An 18,963-nucleotide genomic window follows, 5' to 3' on the forward strand; every position below is an offset into this window, starting at 1 on the left:
GGCGCCTGGGGCATGCCCCAGGCGCCACCGCGCATATCTCCTCCCAAGACCTACTTGGATTCGACCCGTCCGAGCGGGTCGGGGCGGGAGGCCAGCGCGTCACGCGCGGTCTGCCAGGCGGAGTCCTCGGGGTAGAGCTCGCTGCGCAGGTAGGCCAAAGTGAGCCGTGCGAGTGCGGCGACCCGCTCGGGGTTCTCGTCCGTGGTCTCGGCGACGTCGTATCCGGAGACCCCGCCGAGCCCGTGCTCCGCATCGAACAGGGTGAGCAGCGACTTGGGGCCCGGGGAGAGGGCGTACGGATCGGTGTGCCAGTCCGGTCCGGCGACCGTGAGGAAGGCGGAGTCGTCCTTGTCGCCGGCGACTACGAGCGCGGGGGTCGTCATCGTGGAGAAGTCCGTGGTCAGGAGGAAGGAGTAGTTTTTCTCGGTGAAGTCGGTGAGAGCGTCGCCTCCCCGGCCGGGCGCGGCAAGCAGCACACCTGCCTTGATCCGGGGCTCGGCCAGGGCCACCTCGGTTCCGTCGTGCGGATCGGTGAGGCGGGCGCCCAGCAGCAGGCTGGCGGTGTGCCCGCCCATCGAGTGCCCGGCCACCGCGACTCGGCTGTGGTCGACGCGTCCGGGGAGCTGTGGGACGGCGGCCTCGATCACATCGAGCTGGTCGAGGATGCGCGTCATGTCCTCGGCCCGGGTACGCCAGTGCGCGGCGACCCTGGGCTGGTCCGGGTTCAGGCTGAGCGTCCTGGAGTCCAGATGGGTCGGCTGGATCACGACGAAGCCGTGTGCCGCCCAGGTGTTCGCGAGAGGTGCGTAGCCGTTCAGCGAGGAGAGGTTGTTGGAGAAGCCGAGGCCGTGCGAGAGGAGGATGATCGGAAGCTCGCTGCCGGTCATCGGGGCGGAGATGCGTACCTGCAGGTCCACGGCTCGGCCGGGAGACGGCAGCACCACCGGGCTGACCGAGAGGACGCGCGTGGGCGAGCCGAGGGTGTCGGCTGTGTAGGCGGGATTGCTCATGATGAGTGTGCCTTTCGCTGGCCCCTGCCGCTGGTCGCATGTGCAGCAGGTAGGGCGGAGCGCCCGCCTTCAGCTAGGCTGAAAGCGGATCGTTGTTCCACTTAAAATACGGAACATTGATCCGTTTCGTCAACAGTCACTGGAAGGAGTGCGTGGTGCCCACTGCAGGCCAGTCCAAGGGAGCGTCCGCTCGCAGCAAGCGGGTGGACGCGGTGCGCAATCAGCAGATCCTGCTCGACGCCGCCGCGGAGGTGTTCGTGACCTCAGGGGTAGATGCGCCGATCCGGGAGATCGCGGCCCGAGCCGGCGTTGGACTGGGGACGCTCTACCGCCACTTCCCGACCCGGGCGGACCTCGTCACCGCCGTCTACCGCCACCAGATCGAGGCATGTGCCGAGGCCGGCCCGACCCTCCTGGCCGACGCCGCCTCCCCGTTCGACGCACTGCAGCAGTGGATCGACCTCTTCGTCGACTTCCTGGTCACCAAGCACGGACTCGCTGACGCCCTGCAGTCCGACAGCGACCGCTTCGCAGCGCTGCACACCCAATTCCTCGAACGCCTGATGCCCGTCTGCGCCCAACTGCTCGACGCCGCGGTCGAGGCAGGCAATATCAGGCCCGGCATCCAGCCCTACGAACTCATGCGTGGCATCGGCAACCTCTGCATCGGACGGGACATCGACCCCCGCTACGATCCTCGAAGGCTGATCGAACTGCTCCTTCAGGGGTTGCGGCTCTCATGAACGTCCCTCTGCGCGAGCAAGATCAATCAGATGCCACCTGCCCCCGCCGATCCCGGATTCGTTCGCCGAACCCGTTCTCCCTCAAAGGCGGGACGGACCCCCTTCCGAGACTTGCAGTGTGTGAAAAGTCCGGGCCCATGACGGCCCCTCAGCAACCTTCCCCAACCGACCGGTCGGACGCCGACGACGTTCGAGACCAGAGGTGAAATGACAAGCTCAGGCCGGTCCGATCTTGCACAGGGCTGTGGCCCGTCCTTCTCCCCCCAGATGATTGATTCCAAGGGATCGGCTGCGCGCATGGGACGAGGGCGTCCGACGTCAGTGTGTGAAGACAGAGTTGGACACCCCGCAACCGCACTCCAGATGAAGACCGACGACCTGCTGACGGCGTCTGCGCATCTCGCGCCATGGCGGCCGGCCGTGGGGGATTGCTCCGCGGCTCACCGACGCCGAGCTGGTCACACCGGCGATGATGCAGGCGATGCTCGGCTTCACCTCCGAGGCCAGGTGGCTCCGCCACGCCCATTGCCACCTGAGACATCTCTTTCCGTACCTGCCCAAGCAGCCCGGCTACAGCAAGCGTCAGGGCCTGGCGTGATCGGACGCTTGAGCGGTTGACGTCTCCGGCTCAGGAAAGGGCTACCTGGGCTCTCTCCTGCGGCCCGGGCACACCACGAGTCATGTTCTGCTGGAGCAAGGCAATGGCGCCGAGGGCGGTGCCGGAGTCACCGAGTACGGCCGGAACTACTCGGGGCACCTCGTATGAGCGCTGGGCGGCATGTGTGTTGAGTACGTGCTCGATCGGTGCCATCAGAGCTCGACCGGCGTCGACCAGCTCACCGCCGAGGACGATCAGGTCGGGCCCGACGGCGCAACTCACGTCGGCCAGCACCCGGCCGACGTGGGCGCCCACCCGTGCCAGAGCCGAGTGCGCGGCGCGGTCGTCGGACTCCAGCGCTGCCACCAGGTCCGGCATGTCTGCCGCCGTACCTCCGGTGGCGCGGTAGGCGTCGAGTACGGCCCCGACCGAGGCCACCGTCTCCAGGCAGCCGGTCCCGCCGCACCTGCAGGGCGCGCCGTCCGGGTCCACGGTGATGTGGCCGAACATCCCGGAGCGGCCGTGAGCGCCGCGGTGCAGGGTGCCGCTGATGACGAGTCCGCCGCCGACGCCGTCGGACAGCCGTAGGTAGAGCACGTTCCGCTCACCGGCGGCGGCGCCCCAGATCGTCTCGGCGAGTGTGGCCAGCCTGGTGTTGTTGTCGATCAGTACCTGAGCGCCGAAGCGCTCGCGCACCAGCGCTGAAACGGTGTTGTGCCAGTGCGCCGGCAGGGTGTCGCGGTCCGGGGAGGCGACCGGTCCGAGCACTCCCAGAGCGATGCCGCGGAAGGTGCCTGGCCGCAGCGCCTGGCCCGTCAGGCTGTGGGCTAGCCGCCACGCGAGGTCGATGCGGGCCTGCCGCGAGGTGTCATGAGCGTGCGGCTCGGCCGCCGTGCCGACGATCTCGTGCGCCGCGTCCATCACGGCCACCCGGACTGCCCGTCCTGTGAATTCGATGCCGAGCAGATGGCCGGCTGACGGGTTCAGGGCCAGCACCTCCGCCGGACGACCTCGCTTGCGCTGGGCCGCTGCCGGTATCGACGCGAGGACGGTGCCGCTGTCCATGAGCCCACAGACGGCGTCGTAGAGCGTGGTGCGGGACAGACCGCACAAGGTCCCCAACTCTGCCCGCGTCAGCGGACCGTGCTCTCGCAACAGGCTCACAATCAGGGTCTCGTGCCCTTGGCGTGACCGGGACGGTGAGCCGTGCTGTCGTGCATCGTCGGTCGGGGCGGAGGCCCGTGTCATCTGAGTCGGCATTGTGGAAGCTACGTCCCCTCGTTTGGTACCGCTGTGATGTCGAACGGCGGTGGTCAGTCCGCCGCTTCTGGCCCGAGAAGGTAGAGAGGATCTTTGTGGCTATTCTGTGAGCCGCCCATATGACGTCACGGCGGGTGTGACGCGGGCCCGCCGCGAGCTCAGCGGAGCACCACTGAAGGCAGCCTGCTGTGGTGGTCAGGCACCGACGCCACTGCGGAAGTCACCGCCCCGTCTCTGGCAGGTCTACCGGCGGCGATTCGACGTCGACCATGTCCGCCTGTTCAACGCGTTCACCGCGATCCGCGCCGGCATCCGGCTACCGATCGAGTAACCATTGATCCGCTGTTTCCCAACCGATCGTGGAACCTGCACTGCGAACCGAATACATGGTCGGGTGATCCTCCGGCAGTACGCGCATGAAGACAGGGCCAGCGCCTGCTGTTAGCTCGAGGGTGCCATCACATTCCGGGCGGTTCCGCAGGCCCTGGTCATTGTGGTGCGCGCCCGAGCCGACCTGCTTCAACTCGTCAACTGTGTCGTGCGATTGCCTCGCCCACGTGTACGACCACCCGGCCCGTCACCGCGGTCGGGTGCGCCTGTATCCGTCGGACATGATGAACGCAGAGTGATCGCAGGGGCAGTTGGGTGATCAGGCTTGGCTGGGGGGTGTACGAATCGCGACGACCTGTGTGATGCGGGCACACAGGACGTCCTGCTCGTCGTTGATGTCGACCTCGACGGTGACCGTGTTCCGGCCGACGTGCAAGGGTCGTGCCGTCGCGAATGCGCCTGCGCCGCGCACCGGCCGCAGGAACAGCGTGCTGGACTGCATGGTCGCAGGCAGGGTGCCCTCTGGCCCGTTCACTGCGGCACACACGGCGGCTGCCACGTCCGCCAGCCCCATCAGCGCGCCGCCGTGCAGGCCGCCGCCCAGCGTGGACAGAGCCGACGCGTAGTCGAGCCGGGCGCGAACCTCCGGCGCATCGATCGCGGCAAAGCGCACTCCGAGCGTTTCCGTGAACGGTGCGACGGCGTAGATCTCCTCAGCGGTGACAGTCATCGGCTATCCTTGGTTTATAGAGTTAAGTTAACGCCGACAAGTTACATGCGGCGACCCTGATCCACAACACGGAGACGAGTGACGTGATGACACCCACCACCTCTCGCGGCAGCGGCATCGGCTCCGGGGCGGCCGACTCTGCCGCCTCGCAGGGCAGGTGCTGACGATGGACCCGCTCGACTCCGAGCCCTCCACCCCGGCCGCCGCCGAGCCGCGGCGGCGACGGGCGCGACGCGGCGACGGTGCGCGACTGCGCGACGAACTTGTCGAGGCGGCCGAGCAGCTGCTCGACAAGGCGGGTGAGGACGCGGTCACCATCCGGGCCGTGGCCCAGGCGGTGGGGGTCAGCCTTCCGGCGGTCTACCTGCACTTCGGAAGTCGTCTCGAACTGCTGCACACCGTGTGCCTACGCGTTTGGGGCGAGCTGGGCGACTGGATGGGCGAAGCCGACGCCGGTTCGCACGACCCGTTCAATGCGCTCCACCAGCGCTCGGTCGCCTATGTGCGGTTCGGGCTGGCTCATCCGGTCCGCTACCGTCTCGTGATGACCGGCCCCGCCACCGCAGCCAGCGGGGAAGTAGCCTCGGCCTGCTTCCGATTCCTGCGTGGAACGGTCCAGGAGTGTGTGAAGGCAGGCGCGCTCCGCGGCGACGCGACAGCGCTCACCAGAGCCATCGCGGCCGCCTTGCACGGTGCCGTCACCCTGCTCATCTTCCAGCCGCCCGAGAGCTGGCCTGAAGACGTGGACGGCTTCGCCCGCGACATCGCAACCCTTGCCACACGAGGCGCCGCAGCGATCGAACCCTGGTAGCCGGACGGCAGCGAAGTGATGAGAGCCGCGTGGCTGCGTTGCTGACGAGTGCGGCAACCAATCTGGCCAAGGTTAGAAGAGCGTTTTGTCCTGGTGGTGATGTTTGTTAACGGTGTTGTCCGACCTGCCAAGGCATGGTGACCCAGCGACACCGGAGCGGTTCAACGCGAAGGTGAACGAAGCTCTGTGGGATCGCCTCCCGGTCGGGGACCAGCTGCACATGGACGAATCGGTGTTGAGGGCGGTGACGGCCCCCGCCACCTCAGCCGGGCACAGCCGGGCTCTGTCGTGGATCGGCCGGTTCGGACCACAGGTCCTGGTTGCAGTCGAGGATTGCCGGCATCTCACCCGCCGCCTCGAAGCCGACACCAGGTCGTTCGCGTCCGCACCCGGCTGATGGCCGGGGCGCGCCGTTCGGTGCGCGAGCGCGGCGAGCCCCAGGCCTGAGCCGCCCTGCGGGAACCCGAACTGCCGCGCGCCGCCCTCGACGGCCCCGCCCGCGGGGCTCGTTCCCCGAAACGCCGAGGAAGACGCCGGTGTTGACTGGCAGGTCGGCGGGGCGGTATCCACTGTCCTCCAGAGTGATCCATACCGGCTCGAGGGCGAGACGGTGGGGGTCCAGCAGCCCTGCCTCCCGCGGGTAGATGCGGAAGAAACCGGCGTCGAACGAGTCCACGTCGTCCAGGACTGCCGCGTGCCGCGGGAAGTGGGCACCTCGGCGGCCGCCGCGTACCCGCCGTCGTAAGGATGCTCGGGGCATCCCGTGGCGTCGACGATGGTCGACTCGACGCCAACGGGTACGCAATTGGGGAATCACAGGCTGCCAGGGTTCGCCCTAGGGGCCATGCTTGCGGTCTGCTTTGCCTGGGAGAGGACGTGTCGGCGGGCTGGATGCGGAGGGTCACCCTGCCGCACGGTAGGCCGCGCCGACTCTGTTGGCCCTGGCGCCGTTGTACAGGCCGCTCTCGTGGCCGCGGTCCGTGGAGAGCGTGAACCAGGCATAGCGTTTGACGTACGGCAATTTCTGGAGCATTGCTGTCGACTTCTTGACGAACGCCGCCTGTTGAGCCTTGGTCGGATAGCGCGGGGTGCCGTTCGTGAAGTCGATGAGCGCGTATTCGGTGAGCCAGATCGGCTTCTTGTGGCGCTGGTGCACGGCCTGGAGGTAACTGCGCAACTGGGCGGTCGCGCGTGTGGCTTCGAAGTCCGCACCGTACCAGTGCAGGGGGATGAAATCGACCTTGTAGTCACGGGCGGTGGCACCCTTCATGAACTGGTCGAGCCAGCCACCGGTGACATCGCCACCGGTCGCGACAGCGGGAGCGCCGAGCCGCATTCCGGTTGACTGGAGCCGGGGCCAAAGGTCGAGCGCCTGCTTCACCGACATGTGCGCCTGGTCTGCCCGGTCGGGCTCGTTGAAGCCGAGGAGGATTTTCCCCTGCTTCTTTGCCCGGTGAAGCTCCGCCGCGGTCACCGATCCCGCGTCGTACATCATCGGCACGAACTCCACGCCGGCCGGAGCCCTGATCCCGCCCCGGCCGGAGGACCAGGTGTAGAACCAGCCGACCTTCGCGTCGGAGAGCGCCCTGATGGCACCGTCGAACTTCCAGGCGCTGACGCCCTTCTTCCGCACCGCGGCCGCGGACGCGCTGGCGTCGTCACCGGACGGCGGCTGCGGGGATGCTCCACCCCGGCCGCCGACCATGAGCACGGCTGACAGTGCGAGCGGCAGGATGAGAAGGCGCATCTTCCGCATGGGACTCCCTAACTCATCGTCTTTCCTTCGGACTTGTGGGTGAACCTATCCATCGGCAAGAGAGGGCATCGGTCAGAAATTGCTCGGCGAACGACGGTTGTTGCGGTGTCGCATGAATCCGGGCCTGCATGCCGAATTCGCTGCCGACTCGGGAGCTAGGGTGAGCGCATGAGACCTCTGATCGACCGCAAGGGTCATGACTGCGAAACCGAGGCCCTTGTCGTACGCACGGATTTCTCGGACGACGAAGCATGGCAGGTGGTGGTCGAGCAGCTCGCCGAGTCATGCGCCGAGTACGAGAGGCACACTCACGTGCTGGACGACCGTGCCTTCGACGGGGCGAGCCCGGAAGAGGTGGTGCTGTCCACTCTGCTGGGCGATCCGAGGCTGGAGGTCGTGTTCCTCGCCGATGGAGCCGCGATGAGGGGCGAGCATGCCCTACTCGCGGTTTCGACCCGGGATGAGGAACTGGACGAGGACGATGACGAAGAACTGGGTTGTGAGTTCCGCCTGCTGCCCGTGCTGGTCAACGAGATGCACGTGAACCTGGCCATCGGACACCTTGATTTCTGGGAGTACGCCCATGCGGCAGCCCAGGACCCGGAACATATCTTCCGAACCTGACGGTGCGAGCGAGAACACCGAACCGTGAAGATTGAGAAGCTCACCGACTCCCGGGTCCGTGCGATGTCCGAGGTCGCGGTCGAGTGGCTGGCCCACGGCCTGGCCACCGGTCCCGCCGACCGGGATGAGACCGAGGCAGGGGTGGCCGAGGCCTATCGTGCGGCCGGCTTGGAGCCCCCGACGATGTTCGTCTGGCTGGACTCGCCCTTGGCCGGAGTCGTCGGTTCCTGGGTGCTGTCGGGCGCGAAGGACAATGGTGATGGTCGCGGCCGCCACCCGCACCGCCGGCCGGGCGAAGTCGATGCCGATCACCTGCCCGGCGGCCGGATTTCAACGCCAGCTTCTCCACCGGACGGCCGCGCCCGCGCCTGGCGACTTCAGGGACCGACGCCGTGACCGTTCCGCTGTCCACCAGGGCAACCACGATGTCGTACAGCGTGGTCCGGGACAGCCCGCTCAGGGCGACCAGTTTGCCCCGGGACAGCGGACCGTGCCGACGCAGCAGCCTCAGAACCAACTCTTCGTGTTGATGACGAACTTGCAGCACTTATCTTCCCGTCGGGTGCAACAACCGTGATATGAACCGGAATTAATTTGTGTCGCACCCACTTCGTACAGGGGGCGGCGGTTCATCATCGAGACCAGAAACGGGCCAATTCTGGGTCAGTAACAGCAGTCGCCCGCGCCGCAATTTCCGTGCCTCGGCGAGCTGCGTCGGCGGATAGGTTCGCATCTCCTCCGCAGGAAAGTCCGAATTTCCTGCGCACTTCCCGAGCGGAGGAGACACGATGTCCGTTTCCCGGTACCTGGCGACAACACTGGTCGGCACGATCGCTTCCACCACGCTGCTGACCACGTCCGCATCGGCCGCACCCGTTTCCCGGGCCGCTGCCGTCAGCGCGATGTCGATGCAGAAGGCCATGGTCCAGCTGACCAACGCCGAACGCAGGAAGGCTGGTTGTCCGACACTGAAGATCAAGCCCGCCCTGCACAAGGCCGCGCAGCGTCACTCGGCAGCCATGGCAAAGCACAACTTCGTCGGGCACATCGGCTCCCACGGGAGCACCATCGTCTACCGCGTCGAAGCGGCGGGATACACCGGCTGGTGGAAGAGCTTCTTCGCGGTGAACGTGCCGAAGGGGCGCTCGCCGTGGGAGTAGCCGGGAATGAACACCCACTTGCGGTAGCCCTTGCCGGTGGCCGGATCGACCACGCATTGCGCCGCAGTGAGGACGACGGACTTGTTCCTGCTGTTGGCGACGGTCGCCGAACAGGAGAACGTCGCGCCGCCAGCGTTCTGGAAGAACACGTTGCCCGATGTCCTGCGGATCAGTCCACCGCCGCGCCAGGGCTTGGACGTGGAGGCGAGGGCGGTGACCTGCTCCTCCCCGGCGGCATCGACGTCCGACGATGCCGAAGCGGGGAGCGGTGGGACGGTCAGCGCCGGGCCCTCGTCGGCAGCGGGCGAAGGGATGGCGCCGGCGTTCGCTGAGGCTGGCGCGGTTGAGACCTCCTCGGCCGTGCGAAGGCGGGCAGTCGTCCAGAACTTCAGCGCCGCGTCGCGTCCTGCTCACGGTCGAAGAACGAGGTGCCGTGCCCGTCGTCGGGGGCGAGTGTTGTCTCAGCGTGCGCGAGGCCGTGAGTCGAGCCCAAGGAAGCGAGCGGGGCGACGCTCACGAGCACGGCGGTGCGTTTCATGTGATCCGCTCCGCATACAGGAAAGGAGGCAGTTGACGGAAATGAGAAAGGGAAGCCCGGCGGCCCGGAACCTGGTTCGGGCGGAGGGCCGCCGGACTTCCCGTCATCGCTTGCGCAGAGGGGTCAGCAGCTGAGGTGCTTGCCCGGGCTGACGCCGAGGATGTCGGCGAACTTCTTGTACGTCTTTACGCGGCTCTGCACCTGCGCCGGGTTGCCGCCGTTGCACTCGATGGCGCCGTTGATGCTGCGGATCGTCTGGCCGAAGCCGTGGCCGTCGACCATCGCCTTGTGCGGAGTCATGGTGCCCGCGCCGGACTGGGTCATCCAGAACCACAGCGCGGTCTTCCAGGCCACGACCGGCTTCTGCTGCACGAGCCCCGGCTTGTGCAGCAGGTCGATGCCGAGCGCGTCGCCGGCGGCCTTGTAGTTGAAGTTCCAGCTGAGCTGGATCGGGCCACGACCGTGGTACGCGGCCTGGCCGGCCGGGCAGCCGTACGGCTGGGTGGTGTCGCAGTACGACGGCCAGTTGGCCTTGTTCTGCTCGACGATGTAAACGAGTCCGCCGGTCTCGTGGCTGACGTTGGCGAGGAAGGCGGCCGCCTCACGCTTCTTCGTCCTGGCGTTGCCCTTGTCCGCGAAGGCGGGGAACTTCTTCATCGCCTTGACCAGGGCGTCGTAGCTGTAGAAGCGCTTGTGGTTCGGGAACATCCTGTTGTACTCGGCCTTGCTGACGACGAAGTCGCCGCTCGCCGCCGGTGCGGCGGACGCCGTTGAGGTCAGGCCGATCCCGGTCGCAGCCAGGAGCACGGTGGTCAGGAGGGCGTAGAGAATGCGCAGTTTGGGCATGGTGGGAACTCCTTGGCTGGATGTACGGGTCATCGGACGAACTTCCACTTGACCTTGTGCAGAACGCCCTTGTCCGGATCAGCCAGCTTTGCGAAGGCCGGCTTGCTGAGGTCGATGTGCTTGGGCCCGCATCCCATGCACTTGTCCACGACGGGGACAGTGATCGTCTTGCCCCGGAGGGTCAGGCGGACCTTGGCATTACAGAGCGGGTCGTTGTTCGGGTTGGCCGCCTTCCAGTACTTCGGCGACACGGCCACGAGCATCTGCGACGCGGCGTCGATGGGGTCTCCGCAGGCCCCGAATCCGACGTTGTCGTAGAAGGTTGCCTTGCCGTGCTTGACCTTGCCGAAGGGAACGGCGGAAGCGGGGGCGGCATTGGCTATGCCCAGGACGGCAGCGGCCAGGCTCACTGAAAGAACCGCACGCGTGCGGCGCTTCATCTGCATTACGGACAGACCTCTCTCGGGTCAGGAATGATTTGGGAATCAGGAAGGAACGGATGGGCGCCTGACTGGATTTCGGCACCCGCAGTCGACCGAAGCAACTGAACGACTGTCAGAAAGGAGCCGTCAGCGCACTTTGATCGACCGGGTCAGAAGGGCGTCAGCGTCAGGTGCATGTGCCGGGGCCTGGTGTCCTGGATGTAGGAGGCCCAGTCGGCCACATCGTCGAAGGCGAAGCCGTATGCCTTGCCGTTGGTGGTCGCGGCGTGGATGACCCTGGCGTAGTGGTTCGTGACGGCGGTGTCGTAGAAGCCGGACGCACGGGTGGTGGGCTGCTTGCGGTGGCTGACGAGTGTGGAGCGGTTGAAGCCGGCGCCCAGGACGGCGGCGACGGGGCCGGTGACACCGTCGTTGGGAGCGGCGAGCGCGCCGTCGCAGAAGAGCACGTCACGGGTGGATGGCTTGGCGAAGGAGACCGATGCCGGGCCGGTGAAGGTGAGTCTATGGTCCCGCACCTGGCCGGTGAAGGTGCCGGCATTGGTCCTGACGACGAGGCTCTTGTCCCGGTAGGTGTTCCAGACCCGGTCGATGTAGGGGGCGAAGTACTGCTGCGGGAAGCGGCCGACGTCCAGGCCGTGGCTGGGGGCGATGACGCGCCGCTCGCCCACGACGAGGCGTGAGAAGTCGGGGTTGTCCCGCAGGGTGCGGAAGATCCGGGCGCGACCGCCGTCGCGGATCCTGCCTGTGCTGTGGTCCCTGGCGCCGTTCAGCCGGATCATCATCGGCACGCTGAACATGTCGACCATGGTGGTGTTGCAGAACATGCCGGACTCGTTGTGCGTGAATTCCACGAAGTCGTGCAGCACGGGGTAGTTGGGGTCGGACTCCACCCAACCCGCGGGATGCTGTAGGGCGACCTTGCCGTCCGCGCCCCGGACGGCCTTGAACTTCAGCTTGTGGCCAAGCGCCACATAGATGCGGCCGGACATGTACGGCAGTCGGAGCTCGGTGTTGCCCCGGGCAGCCAGCGGGATGGCGTAGTCCGTGAAGCCGTTGTCGCGGTTGTCGGAGAGCTTGACTCGCTCCACGGTGCCGCGCCGTGTCACCCTGACCTGCCGGTCTCCCTTGCTGCCCACGATGTACAGATGGACGGAGCGGTTGGCGAACTCACCGCTGTGATTGACGACGGTCAGCGGCAGCCCGCGAGCGGCCGCGGCGGCCGGCTCGTCGTCGTCCGCGGCGAACGCGCGTGGAGTGGCGGAGGCGATCGCGGATCCGGCGACGGCGGCACCGGCCATTGCGGTGAGCATTCTCCGGCGGGTGAGCACATAGGAATCGGGCGAGGTGGTCATACAGGGTTCCTCTCCTTGCACCGTGCGGGACGGAAAGCGGGTGGGGAACAGGCGCACCTCCGGCGCCTGACGGGACCCGGCAGGAAACGAGGCCGCTACCGCACGCCGGTGACGGTGTGCGCGTGGCGTAGGACGGCTGTTGGAGCCATTTGCTGCCGACGGAAGAAGACGCTACGCAGCGTGAATTTATCCGCCAAGGAGTGGCAGAAATGACATGTCGAAAATCGGTGACGGCCGCGTCACACCGGGCCGTGACGGCCGCCGAAGGTCCTCCGGCGGCTCACAGAGTTCCCACAAGAACGCTCTCTACCTTCCTCACGCCACGCGCGCGATGGACTCGCCGTTCCGGCGCAGTCGTGATCGAAGGGGGATGCGTCTTCCGTCATGCCGAAAATGACGACACGACACGGACTCCTGGTCCTGTACCTGTTACGCAAGTACGGTCCTATGACTCGGGGCCGGTTGGGGGGCCCGAGCGGTCTGTCCCGCACGACGCTGTACGACGTCGTCGCCACGCTCCTGGAATACGGCGCCGTCCTCGCCTCGGTACCACCGGCGACCGGGAGCCAGTGGGGTCGCCCGGGGGAGGTCCTGGCCCTGAATCCCGAGGCTGGCCATGTGCCGGGCATCGAACTCGCGCGTGATGCGGTGCTGGTGGCCGCGATGGACGCGTCGCACGAGATCGTCGGCACACCACACGAGCAGCACAGCGCCGACGCGGTATGGCAGGTCCGGGTCGATCTCGCATGGCGGCTGGCGGACGCCGTGACCGGCGGGACGCTGCGATCGGGTGGCGTCAACGGCATCGGCGTGGGGATGGCCGGACCGCAGCTCCCTGCTGACCGCCCGGCACGGCGGCGTGGCGGAGCTGGTTCGCGAACGCTTCGGAACCCGGGCGCCGGTCGACCACGCCGCACGGCTCGCAGCACTGGCCGAGACCGTCTGGGGCGCGACCACGGGTGAGCAGAACGCGCTGTACCTGCGGCTGTCGCACGACGTCGGCGGCGGGCTCGTGGTGGCTGGCCGGCTGCACCGCGGTCCTCACGGGATCGCGTGGCAGTTCGGCAACATCACCGTGGATCCGGACGGGTGCGCGCTGTGAGTGCGCCTAAACGGGGTGCCGGGAGACGCTGGCCTCGGTCGGATCCGTGCTGAACGCCTGTCGCAGCGTGGGCGGCCCTGCCATGGATCTACCGGAGCTGGAGTCCGCTGTGGGCTCGGGCGAAACGCACGGCACATTCGCTCGTAGCGCGAGCCGGCACCCAGGTCGGCCGGGTGCTGGCCGACATGTGCCAAGCCGTCGGACAGGACGTGATCGTCATGGGCGGTGAACTGGTCGTTGCCTGTCCGGCGGTCATGGAGTCGATCGCGCACGAGCTGGACTCCCATGCCGTACGAGGTCCGGGTCCGCACGCTGAGGTGCGTTCTCCCGACGGGGCTCCTTCGCAGCCGCGCTCGGCGCCGTCGCCCGGCACCGACAGCGGACCCCGCCGATGTCGCTCCGTCACTCGGTCGAGGCGGGCATCGGGGCCTAGGGGCGAGCTGACCGGGCGCTCGGTGAACCACTGCGCTTCGCGCCGGAACGGACCAATGCCCGGGCCGAATGGGGACGGCCAGGGCATCGGAGTCTCCTTTCCCCGACATGGATAGGAGGGCTTAGGGATGTCCGGCACTCCAGCAGCCGTCGCCGTCGCACTGCTTCAGGCGGGTCAGCGCATCGTGCAGTTCCGCACGCCGCTCGCCGCTCAACTGACGGACGGTGTTGCGGAGTTGATAGGGGTCGGTGCGCAGGTCGTAGTACTCCTTGGCTCCGCTGCCGTACTCGACGTAGGTGTATGCGTTGGTGCGCAGGGTGTGATAGTTAGGAGGGCTAATGCTCTCCCCACCGTTGTTGTCGGGGTCTCCCGGCGACCTCTTGGCCTGGCGGTGCTCGATGAGGTTGGCCTTGCGCCAGTTGGCGTCCGAGCCGCTGTCCAGCAGCGGAAGCAGGCTGTGCCCGTCCACCCGGGACGACACCGGTGCGCCACCGATGCGCTGGAAAGTGGGTGCGAGGTCGATGTTCGACACCTGGGCGTCACTCGTCCGCCCGGCGGCGACGCCGGGGCCGGCGATCACCAGCGGTACGCGGACGTCGGTGTCGAACGCGGTCTGCTTACCCGCCTTGAGTCGGTACTCGCCGAGGTGGAAGCCGTTGTCGGAGCTGAAGACGAAGTAGGTGTTGTCGGCTTCGCCGGCCCGGGCAAGGGTGGCGCGGAGTTTGCCGATCATCCGGTCGATCGACTGGAGCGACTGCGCCCGCTTGCGGAACTTCTCATCGATCTCCTTCTTCTCGCGTTGCGTCAGCCGGTCCTGTCCGGCCAGCCATCGCGGCGCGTCGGTCGGCAGGGTGTCGAACGCGGGGCTGCGCGGCGCCGTCAGTCCGGGAAAGGCGTCCTCGTCCCGGGGCGAGGGCGTGGACGGACCATGCGGCGTGAAGAGCGCGACCTCCAGCAGGAAAGGCTTGTTCGCCGCCACGGACTTCTTGACGAAGGCATTGCCCTTCTTGCTGAGCACGTCGGTCAGATAGTCCTTGGGCCTGTCGCCGTACGACTGGACACTGTGGTTGTGGGCGAGGTCGTATTTGTAGCCCTTGTAGCCGCCGCCGACGACATCCCACTGGCTCCAGCCCGGTGGCACGTACGGCCGTTGACCGTCGACGGTGTCCCCGGGGCTGTAGCCGTTGAGGTACTTGCCCATCATCGCGGTCTGGTAGCCCTTGGCCTTCAGGGCCGTGGCGAAGGTGTCCCGCTCCTGTCCCCCGTCGTGGAAGGCCTGGAAGCCGCCGTTCGGTCCTTCGTTGCTGAGGACTCCGGTGTTGTGCGGGTACCGGCCGGTGAAGATGGACGAACGGGACGGGCAGCAGAGCGAGTTGCTGACCACGTAGTCGCTGAACGTCGTGCCCTGGGACTGGAGCTTGCGGACCTCCGGCATGTACGGGAGGAGGTTCGAGGACATGTCGTCGGTGAGGACGAAGACGATATTCGGCCGTTCCGCCGCGACAGTGGCCTGTCCAGCGCCGGCGGGGGAGGCTCCGGATGCCGCCCCGCTCACCCCGCTCTGGACCGCGAGCGCCAACGGCACCACGCCGGCTATCAATGGGAGAAGTTGACGAGTGCGAATCATGTCCGGCAGCGTGCCATCGCGAATCGGAGCCGGTCAATATCAAATAGCTTAGTTGGAATTATTCCGGCTCACGGAGAATTAATCCGGCATCGATCACTTTGCGACCACCTGGAACTGCCCGCATTCTTTACCCAGTACCTGCACAGTGGCAGGACAATCGGGAGAGAGGGCAATAGCGGTTGGAGCCGACCAGCGGGGCGGGTGGCGGAACGTGGCACGCCCTTCAGGTGCGAAGGACGGTGCTACGGAAAAGCATCCACACCCTCTACATTCCATCGGCGTCGGGAATCACGCTGTATGCTCAGCTGACCGGACTGGTGGGACTTTACGGGACCCCTGAACGGCCCGCCCGGGAGGCGGCGTTCCGACTGCCGGACGACGTGTGCATCATCCCCCCGGGGCTGAGCCGGACCCTGCTCGTGGCAGCGAAGGGAGACGTCCCTGCGGCGGTCGCCTCCCTCACCGTCCCGCCGGAGACGCTGCACCGGTTCGTCGACGAGGAGGACTTACCATCCCGCATCACACTGCTACGGGACGTGTTTCCAGGCCTGCGGCTCGACCCCGTCCTGGCGGCCACGGTGCGAGCGCTGGTGGTCGCGAGCGAGGCGGGCGCGGACGATCTGTACGCGCAGTCAGCGGCGCAGTTCATCGCCGCCCACGTCTTGGCCCCACACACGGACGGTGCCGTGCGGCCGGCCGGTACGCTGAGTGCGCTCCAACTGGAGACGCTCGTCTCCTACATGCGAGAAAATCTCGGGCGACCGGTCTCACTGGACGATCTGGCTTCCCTCGTCTCCTTCAGCCGATTTCATTTCGTGCGCTGTTTCAAGGCCGCCACCGGATCCACCCCGTATCGATATCTCACCGAGCTCCGGATCGACCTGTCGCGCAAGTACTTGGAGAGCGGGAACGACACGATCGCCCTCATTGGCCAGCGCTGCGGATTCTCCGGACCGGAACACTTCTCCCGCAGCTTCCGCCGCGTCATGGGCTGTACGCCGTCGCAGTATCGGGCGATGCGAACATGACTCAGCAAGGATGACGAACTGCAAATATCTGACCGCTGCGGGGCTCACAGTGGAGATACCGGCTGCTCCGATGCTTTGATCGGTGTCCTACGGAGAGCCGCGGAACCGAGGTGTGCATGGCAGGCAGAGCTGGGCGGGTGCTGGTGGTCGACGACGACGCGGCCATACGCCGGTCGCTGGAACGGGGACTACGACTCAGCGGCTTCTCGGTCGCCCTGGCCGACGGTGGTCACGCCGCCCTGGCCGGCGCGCGTGCCGAACGCCCCGACATCATCGTCCTCGACATCTCCATGCCGGACCTCAGCGGCATCGACGTATGCCGGAGCCTGCGCGGCGACGGCGACGACGTACCCGTGCTGATGCTCTCCGCGCTGGACGAGGTCGACGACAGGGTAGCCGGGCTGCAGGCGGGCGGGGACGACTACCTCGTCAAGCCGTTTGCCCTTCAGGAGTTGGTCCTGCGGCTGCACGCCCTGCTACGGCGGCGCCCGCCCGCCGCCGCGGACCGGGTCCGGGTCGCGGGCCTGGTCCTTGAACCGGCCGCGCACGAGGCGTCTTTGGACGGTCGGCCGCTGAAGCTGACGCGGCGCGAGTTCGCGGTCCTCGAGGTCCTGGCCCGCAACGCCGGGGTCGTGCTCACCCGCGAGCTGCTGCTCGATCGCGTGTGGGGCTACGACTTCGAGGTACGCAGCGACGCCGTGGACACCTTCGTCAGCTATCTCCGACGCAAGCTGGAGGCAGGCGGCCGGCCCCGGATCCTGCACACCGTTCGCGGTGTCGGCTTCGTACTGCGGCCGGGCGTCGAGGGCGCGCCATGAGACTGTCCACCCGTGTCGCCCTCGCCGTCGGCGCGAGCGTGCCCCTGCTGGTCCTGGCGTCTGGCTGGCTGCTGCTGCACCTCGTCAGCAATGACCTCCGGGCTCACCGGGACGCCCAACTACGCGCCCGCGCGACGGTGGTGGCCAAGAACGCCAAGGCGTACCTGGATGTTGTCGGCACTGACCAACCGATCATGGAGGAGGCCCGGCACCGACGCCTGGTCAACTCCGCACGCGACGTGGGCGTATGGCTGACCGTCCCACAGGGCAGGGTCTCGGCCGGTCCGCAGCCCGACCCGCCCCCCGATCTGCCTGCCGCCGCCCCCGACCCCGTCACCGTGACCTCCGGCGACAAGGACTGGCTCGTACTGTCGCTGCGCATTGGCACCGCGAAACAGGGCGGCACACCGAATCTGTGGCTGTTCTCGCCCGACACCGCCGACGACGAGTTGACTCTGGTGCGGCAGCGAGTGCTGACCGGGGCTCTGCTGGCCGCGCCACTGGCCGGAGCAGCCGCCTGGGCGATCGCGGCCCGAGCCGTCCGTCCGCTACGGCGACTCCAGCGCCGTACCAGTGGGCTGGACCCGAGGACCAGTGCGGCGCGACTGGACCACACACCGACGCGTATCGCCGAGGTCGACGACTTGGCGCAGACCCTTCAGACGGTGCTGAACCGCTACGACGAACAGGTGGCCCGCACCGGGGAGGCGCTCGCCACCGCCCGCGCGTTTGCCGCGACCGCATCCCATGAGCTGCGCACTCCGCTGATGAGTATGCGCACCAATCTCGACATCCTGACCGGCCACCCCGACCTGGACCCTGCCGACCGCGCGGAGGTCTTGGACGACCTGGGGCGTGAGCAGGCCCGTCTGCTCGGTTTGCTGGTGATGTTGAGGGCACTCGCGCAGGGTGATCTGGTCGAGGCGGAAGCGTTCGCGACGCTGAACCTCGCGGAGCTGGTGGACGCGTCGGTGGCCGATCTGCGGCGCACGCACCCTGACGTGAGCGTCTCCGTGCACACCGCCGCGGAGCTGTGGGTGCACGGCTGGGAGCAGGGGCTGCGCTCGGCGGTGGACAACCTGCTGACCAACGCGTGGACACACGGCCACGCCGAGGACGGAGTCGCCCGCATCGAGGTCACCCTGCGCCTGTCACGCAACCCGCGTGATCAGACCGTGGTGCTCAGCGTGGACGACCACGGTCCCGGCATCATCACCGAACGCCGCGAGGAGGTCTTCCAACGCTTCCGCCGGGGCCCGTCCAGCCCCGGGTCCGGCCTTGGCCTGACGCTGGTCGCCCAGCAGGTGGCCCTGCACAGAGGCCGGATCGCGGTACTGGACCGCCCCGACGGGCGACCCGGCACCCGATTCGAACTGCGTCTGCCGGCCACCGGTGTCCGGGACGCGCAGACCACTCTGTCTTTGCTGCCACGGGACTGGCTGACCGGGGCGCCCGGTCAATGAAGCCCCGCGTCTGCACTCGCTCGAAGCGCGCGGAGCCAGCGTGAGGATGGAGGATTGCTGACTTGTCGGCCCTACTGGGGGGTACAGCCCTTCCGCCTCCACCTGCTTCAGAGCTGCCGGCCTGTTTCCGGCCCTTCATCCGGTGTCTGTGTTCCTGGCTCTGGCGGTGATCCGCGTCGTCCTATCCACCAGGTCGGCGGGGACGGGGATCACGGCACGGATGCCGCGTCGACGCAGGTGCTCGCGGATCGCGCGGGACGAATACGCCTTGTCCGCCAGGACCATGTCCGG

19 protein-coding genes and 2 pseudogenes are annotated in these 18,963 nt (G+C 67.4%); 10 read left to right on the forward strand and 11 right to left on the reverse strand.

All coding sequences use genetic code 11. The annotated features are described in order from the left end of the window. Positions 1-50: 50 nt before the first annotated feature. Positions 51-1,010 (reverse strand): alpha/beta hydrolase family protein, encoded by a 960-nt coding sequence (locus ACWGDB_RS41115; RefSeq protein ID WP_453827166.1) that lies wholly within the window; start codon positions 1,008-1,010, stop codon positions 51-53. Positions 1,011-1,165: 155 nt separating this feature from the next. Here ACWGDB_RS41115 and ACWGDB_RS41120 point away from each other — a divergent pair, with 155 nt between their 5' ends. Together ACWGDB_RS41120 and ACWGDB_RS41125 are read left to right on the forward strand one after the other, a co-directional pair. After that, positions 1,166-1,753, forward strand: coding sequence for a TetR/AcrR family transcriptional regulator (locus tag ACWGDB_RS41120; RefSeq protein WP_453827167.1), 588 nt, complete (start codon positions 1,166-1,168; stop codon positions 1,751-1,753). A gap of 325 nt (positions 1,754-2,078) precedes the next feature. Beyond that, a pseudogene (locus ACWGDB_RS41125) lies at positions 2,079-2,336 on the forward strand (IS982 family transposase); the annotation flags it as partial. A 45-nt stretch (positions 2,337-2,381) separates the two neighbouring features. Here ACWGDB_RS41125 and ACWGDB_RS41130 read toward each other — a convergent pair. Further along, positions 2,382-3,464 carry an ROK family protein gene (locus tag ACWGDB_RS41130; RefSeq protein WP_453827168.1) on the reverse strand — a complete coding sequence of 361 codons (1,083 nt, stop codon included), beginning with the start codon at positions 3,462-3,464 and terminating at the stop codon, positions 2,382-2,384. 796 nt (positions 3,465-4,260) lie between these two features. Continuing rightward, entirely contained in the window at positions 4,261-4,671 is a 411-nt protein-coding gene (locus ACWGDB_RS41135) for a PaaI family thioesterase (RefSeq protein ID WP_453827169.1), read from the reverse strand. Between the two features lie 166 nt (positions 4,672-4,837). Between ACWGDB_RS41135 and ACWGDB_RS41140 the strand changes: the two genes are divergently transcribed. Further along, on the forward strand, positions 4,838-5,482 hold the full coding sequence (locus ACWGDB_RS41140) for a TetR/AcrR family transcriptional regulator (RefSeq protein ID WP_453827170.1): 645 nt from the start codon (positions 4,838-4,840) through the stop codon (positions 5,480-5,482). A gap of 262 nt (positions 5,483-5,744) precedes the next feature. On the opposite strand, the gene ACWGDB_RS41145 is transcribed toward ACWGDB_RS41140, so the two are convergent. Continuing rightward, positions 5,745-6,242: a beta-ketoacyl synthase N-terminal-like domain-containing protein gene (locus tag ACWGDB_RS41145; protein ID WP_453827171.1), complete on the reverse strand. Its 498-nt coding sequence runs from the start codon at positions 6,240-6,242 to the stop codon at positions 5,745-5,747. 141 nt (positions 6,243-6,383) lie between these two features. Further along, on the reverse strand, positions 6,384-7,229 hold the full coding sequence (locus ACWGDB_RS41150) for a glycoside hydrolase family protein (protein ID WP_453827172.1): 846 nt from the start codon (positions 7,227-7,229) through the stop codon (positions 6,384-6,386). 177 nt (positions 7,230-7,406) lie between these two features. Between ACWGDB_RS41150 and ACWGDB_RS41155 the strand changes: the two genes are divergently transcribed. From ACWGDB_RS41155 to ACWGDB_RS41165, 3 genes are all read left to right on the forward strand, one after another. Then, the gene (locus ACWGDB_RS41155) at positions 7,407-7,862 is read left to right on the forward strand and encodes a DUF6924 domain-containing protein (protein ID WP_453827173.1); all 456 of its coding nucleotides are present in this window, start codon (positions 7,407-7,409) and stop codon (positions 7,860-7,862) included. Positions 7,863-7,886: 24 nt separating this feature from the next. Continuing rightward, the gene (locus tag ACWGDB_RS41160) at positions 7,887-8,258 is read left to right on the forward strand and encodes a hypothetical protein (RefSeq protein ID WP_453827174.1); all 372 of its coding nucleotides are present in this window, start codon (positions 7,887-7,889) and stop codon (positions 8,256-8,258) included. Between the two features lie 392 nt (positions 8,259-8,650). Further along, positions 8,651-9,022, forward strand: a complete 372-nt coding sequence (locus ACWGDB_RS41165) for a CAP domain-containing protein (RefSeq protein WP_453827175.1) — start codon at positions 8,651-8,653, stop codon at positions 9,020-9,022. Between the two features lie 388 nt (positions 9,023-9,410). Here the strand turns inward: ACWGDB_RS41165 and ACWGDB_RS41170 are convergent, their stop codons facing one another. The 4 genes from ACWGDB_RS41170 to ACWGDB_RS41185 all read right to left on the reverse strand — a co-directional run bounded on the left by ACWGDB_RS41170 (position 9,411) and on the right by ACWGDB_RS41185 (position 12,201). Further along, positions 9,411-9,560: a hypothetical protein gene (locus ACWGDB_RS41170; protein WP_453827176.1), complete on the reverse strand. Its 150-nt coding sequence runs from the start codon at positions 9,558-9,560 to the stop codon at positions 9,411-9,413. Between the two features lie 123 nt (positions 9,561-9,683). Further along, a complete protein-coding gene (locus tag ACWGDB_RS41175; RefSeq protein ID WP_453827177.1) occupies positions 9,684-10,406 on the reverse strand; it encodes a chitinase in 723 nt (240 codons plus the stop codon). Positions 10,407-10,435: 29 nt separating this feature from the next. Next, positions 10,436-10,852, reverse strand: coding sequence for a cysteine/serine endopeptidase inhibitor (locus ACWGDB_RS41180; RefSeq protein ID WP_453827178.1), 417 nt, complete (start codon positions 10,850-10,852; stop codon positions 10,436-10,438). A gap of 146 nt (positions 10,853-10,998) precedes the next feature. Then, positions 10,999-12,201, reverse strand: a complete 1,203-nt coding sequence (locus ACWGDB_RS41185; RefSeq protein ID WP_453827179.1) for a beta-1,3-glucanase family protein — start codon at positions 12,199-12,201, stop codon at positions 10,999-11,001. 790 nt (positions 12,202-12,991) lie between these two features. On the opposite strand from ACWGDB_RS41185, the gene ACWGDB_RS41190 reads away from it, so the two are divergent. Further along, complete coding sequence (locus ACWGDB_RS41190) at positions 12,992-13,303, forward strand: ROK family protein (protein ID WP_453827180.1); 312 nt, start codon at positions 12,992-12,994, stop codon at positions 13,301-13,303. A gap of 554 nt (positions 13,304-13,857) precedes the next feature. Here the strand turns inward: ACWGDB_RS41190 and ACWGDB_RS41195 are convergent. Then, positions 13,858-15,363, reverse strand: a complete 1,506-nt coding sequence (locus ACWGDB_RS41195) for a sulfatase family protein (RefSeq protein ID WP_453827181.1) — start codon at positions 15,361-15,363, stop codon at positions 13,858-13,860. Positions 15,364-15,542: 179 nt separating this feature from the next. Here ACWGDB_RS41195 and ACWGDB_RS41200 point away from each other — a divergent pair, with 179 nt between their 5' ends. From ACWGDB_RS41200 to ACWGDB_RS41210, 3 genes are all read left to right on the forward strand, one after another. Then, entirely contained in the window at positions 15,543-16,391 is an 849-nt protein-coding gene (locus ACWGDB_RS41200) for a helix-turn-helix domain-containing protein (protein WP_453827182.1), read from the forward strand. A gap of 116 nt (positions 16,392-16,507) precedes the next feature. Continuing rightward, positions 16,508-17,209 (forward strand): response regulator transcription factor, encoded by a 702-nt coding sequence (locus ACWGDB_RS41205; RefSeq protein WP_383615651.1) that lies wholly within the window; start codon positions 16,508-16,510, stop codon positions 17,207-17,209. Next, positions 17,206-18,672, forward strand: coding sequence for a sensor histidine kinase (locus ACWGDB_RS41210; protein ID WP_453827183.1), 1,467 nt, complete (start codon positions 17,206-17,208; stop codon positions 18,670-18,672). The genes ACWGDB_RS41205 and ACWGDB_RS41210 overlap by 4 nt, the downstream gene beginning before the upstream one ends. Positions 18,673-18,864: 192 nt before the next feature. Here ACWGDB_RS41210 and ACWGDB_RS41215 read toward each other — a convergent pair. Beyond that, a pseudogene (locus tag ACWGDB_RS41215) lies at positions 18,865-18,963 on the reverse strand (IS5/IS1182 family transposase); the annotation flags it as partial.

This window comes from Streptomyces sp. NPDC055013, assembly GCF_053608645.1.

Coding starts and splice junctions, on each gene's coding strand:
- ACWGDB_RS41175 (WP_453827177.1), bottom strand. CDS start 10,406: ATGCCCAAACTGCGCATTCTCTACGCCCTCCTGACCACCGTGCTCCTG.
- ACWGDB_RS41150 (WP_453827172.1), bottom strand. CDS start 7,229: ATGCGCCTTCTCATCCTGCCGCTCGCACTGTCAGCCGTGCTCATGGTC.
- ACWGDB_RS41185 (WP_453827179.1), bottom strand. CDS start 12,201: ATGACCACCTCGCCCGATTCCTATGTGCTCACCCGCCGGAGAATGCTC.
- ACWGDB_RS41170 (WP_453827176.1), bottom strand. CDS start 9,560: ATGAAACGCACCGCCGTGCTCGTGAGCGTCGCCCCGCTCGCTTCCTTG.
- ACWGDB_RS41140 (WP_453827170.1), top strand. CDS start 4,838: ATGGACCCGCTCGACTCCGAGCCCTCCACCCCGGCCGCCGCCGAGCCG.
- ACWGDB_RS41180 (WP_453827178.1), bottom strand. CDS start 10,852: ATGCAGATGAAGCGCCGCACGCGTGCGGTTCTTTCAGTGAGCCTGGCC.
- ACWGDB_RS41135 (WP_453827169.1), bottom strand. CDS start 4,671: ATGACTGTCACCGCTGAGGAGATCTACGCCGTCGCACCGTTCACGGAA.
- ACWGDB_RS41115 (WP_453827166.1), bottom strand. CDS start 1,010: ATGAGCAATCCCGCCTACACAGCCGACACCCTCGGCTCGCCCACGCGC.
- ACWGDB_RS41195 (WP_453827181.1), bottom strand. CDS start 15,363: ATGATTCGCACTCGTCAACTTCTCCCATTGATAGCCGGCGTGGTGCCG.
- ACWGDB_RS41210 (WP_453827183.1), top strand. CDS start 17,206: ATGAGACTGTCCACCCGTGTCGCCCTCGCCGTCGGCGCGAGCGTGCCC.
- ACWGDB_RS41165 (WP_453827175.1), top strand. CDS start 8,651: ATGTCCGTTTCCCGGTACCTGGCGACAACACTGGTCGGCACGATCGCT.
- ACWGDB_RS41205 (WP_383615651.1), top strand. CDS start 16,508: ATGGCAGGCAGAGCTGGGCGGGTGCTGGTGGTCGACGACGACGCGGCC.
- ACWGDB_RS41145 (WP_453827171.1), bottom strand. CDS start 6,242: ATGCCCCGAGCATCCTTACGACGGCGGGTACGCGGCGGCCGCCGAGGT.
- ACWGDB_RS41155 (WP_453827173.1), top strand. CDS start 7,407: ATGAGACCTCTGATCGACCGCAAGGGTCATGACTGCGAAACCGAGGCC.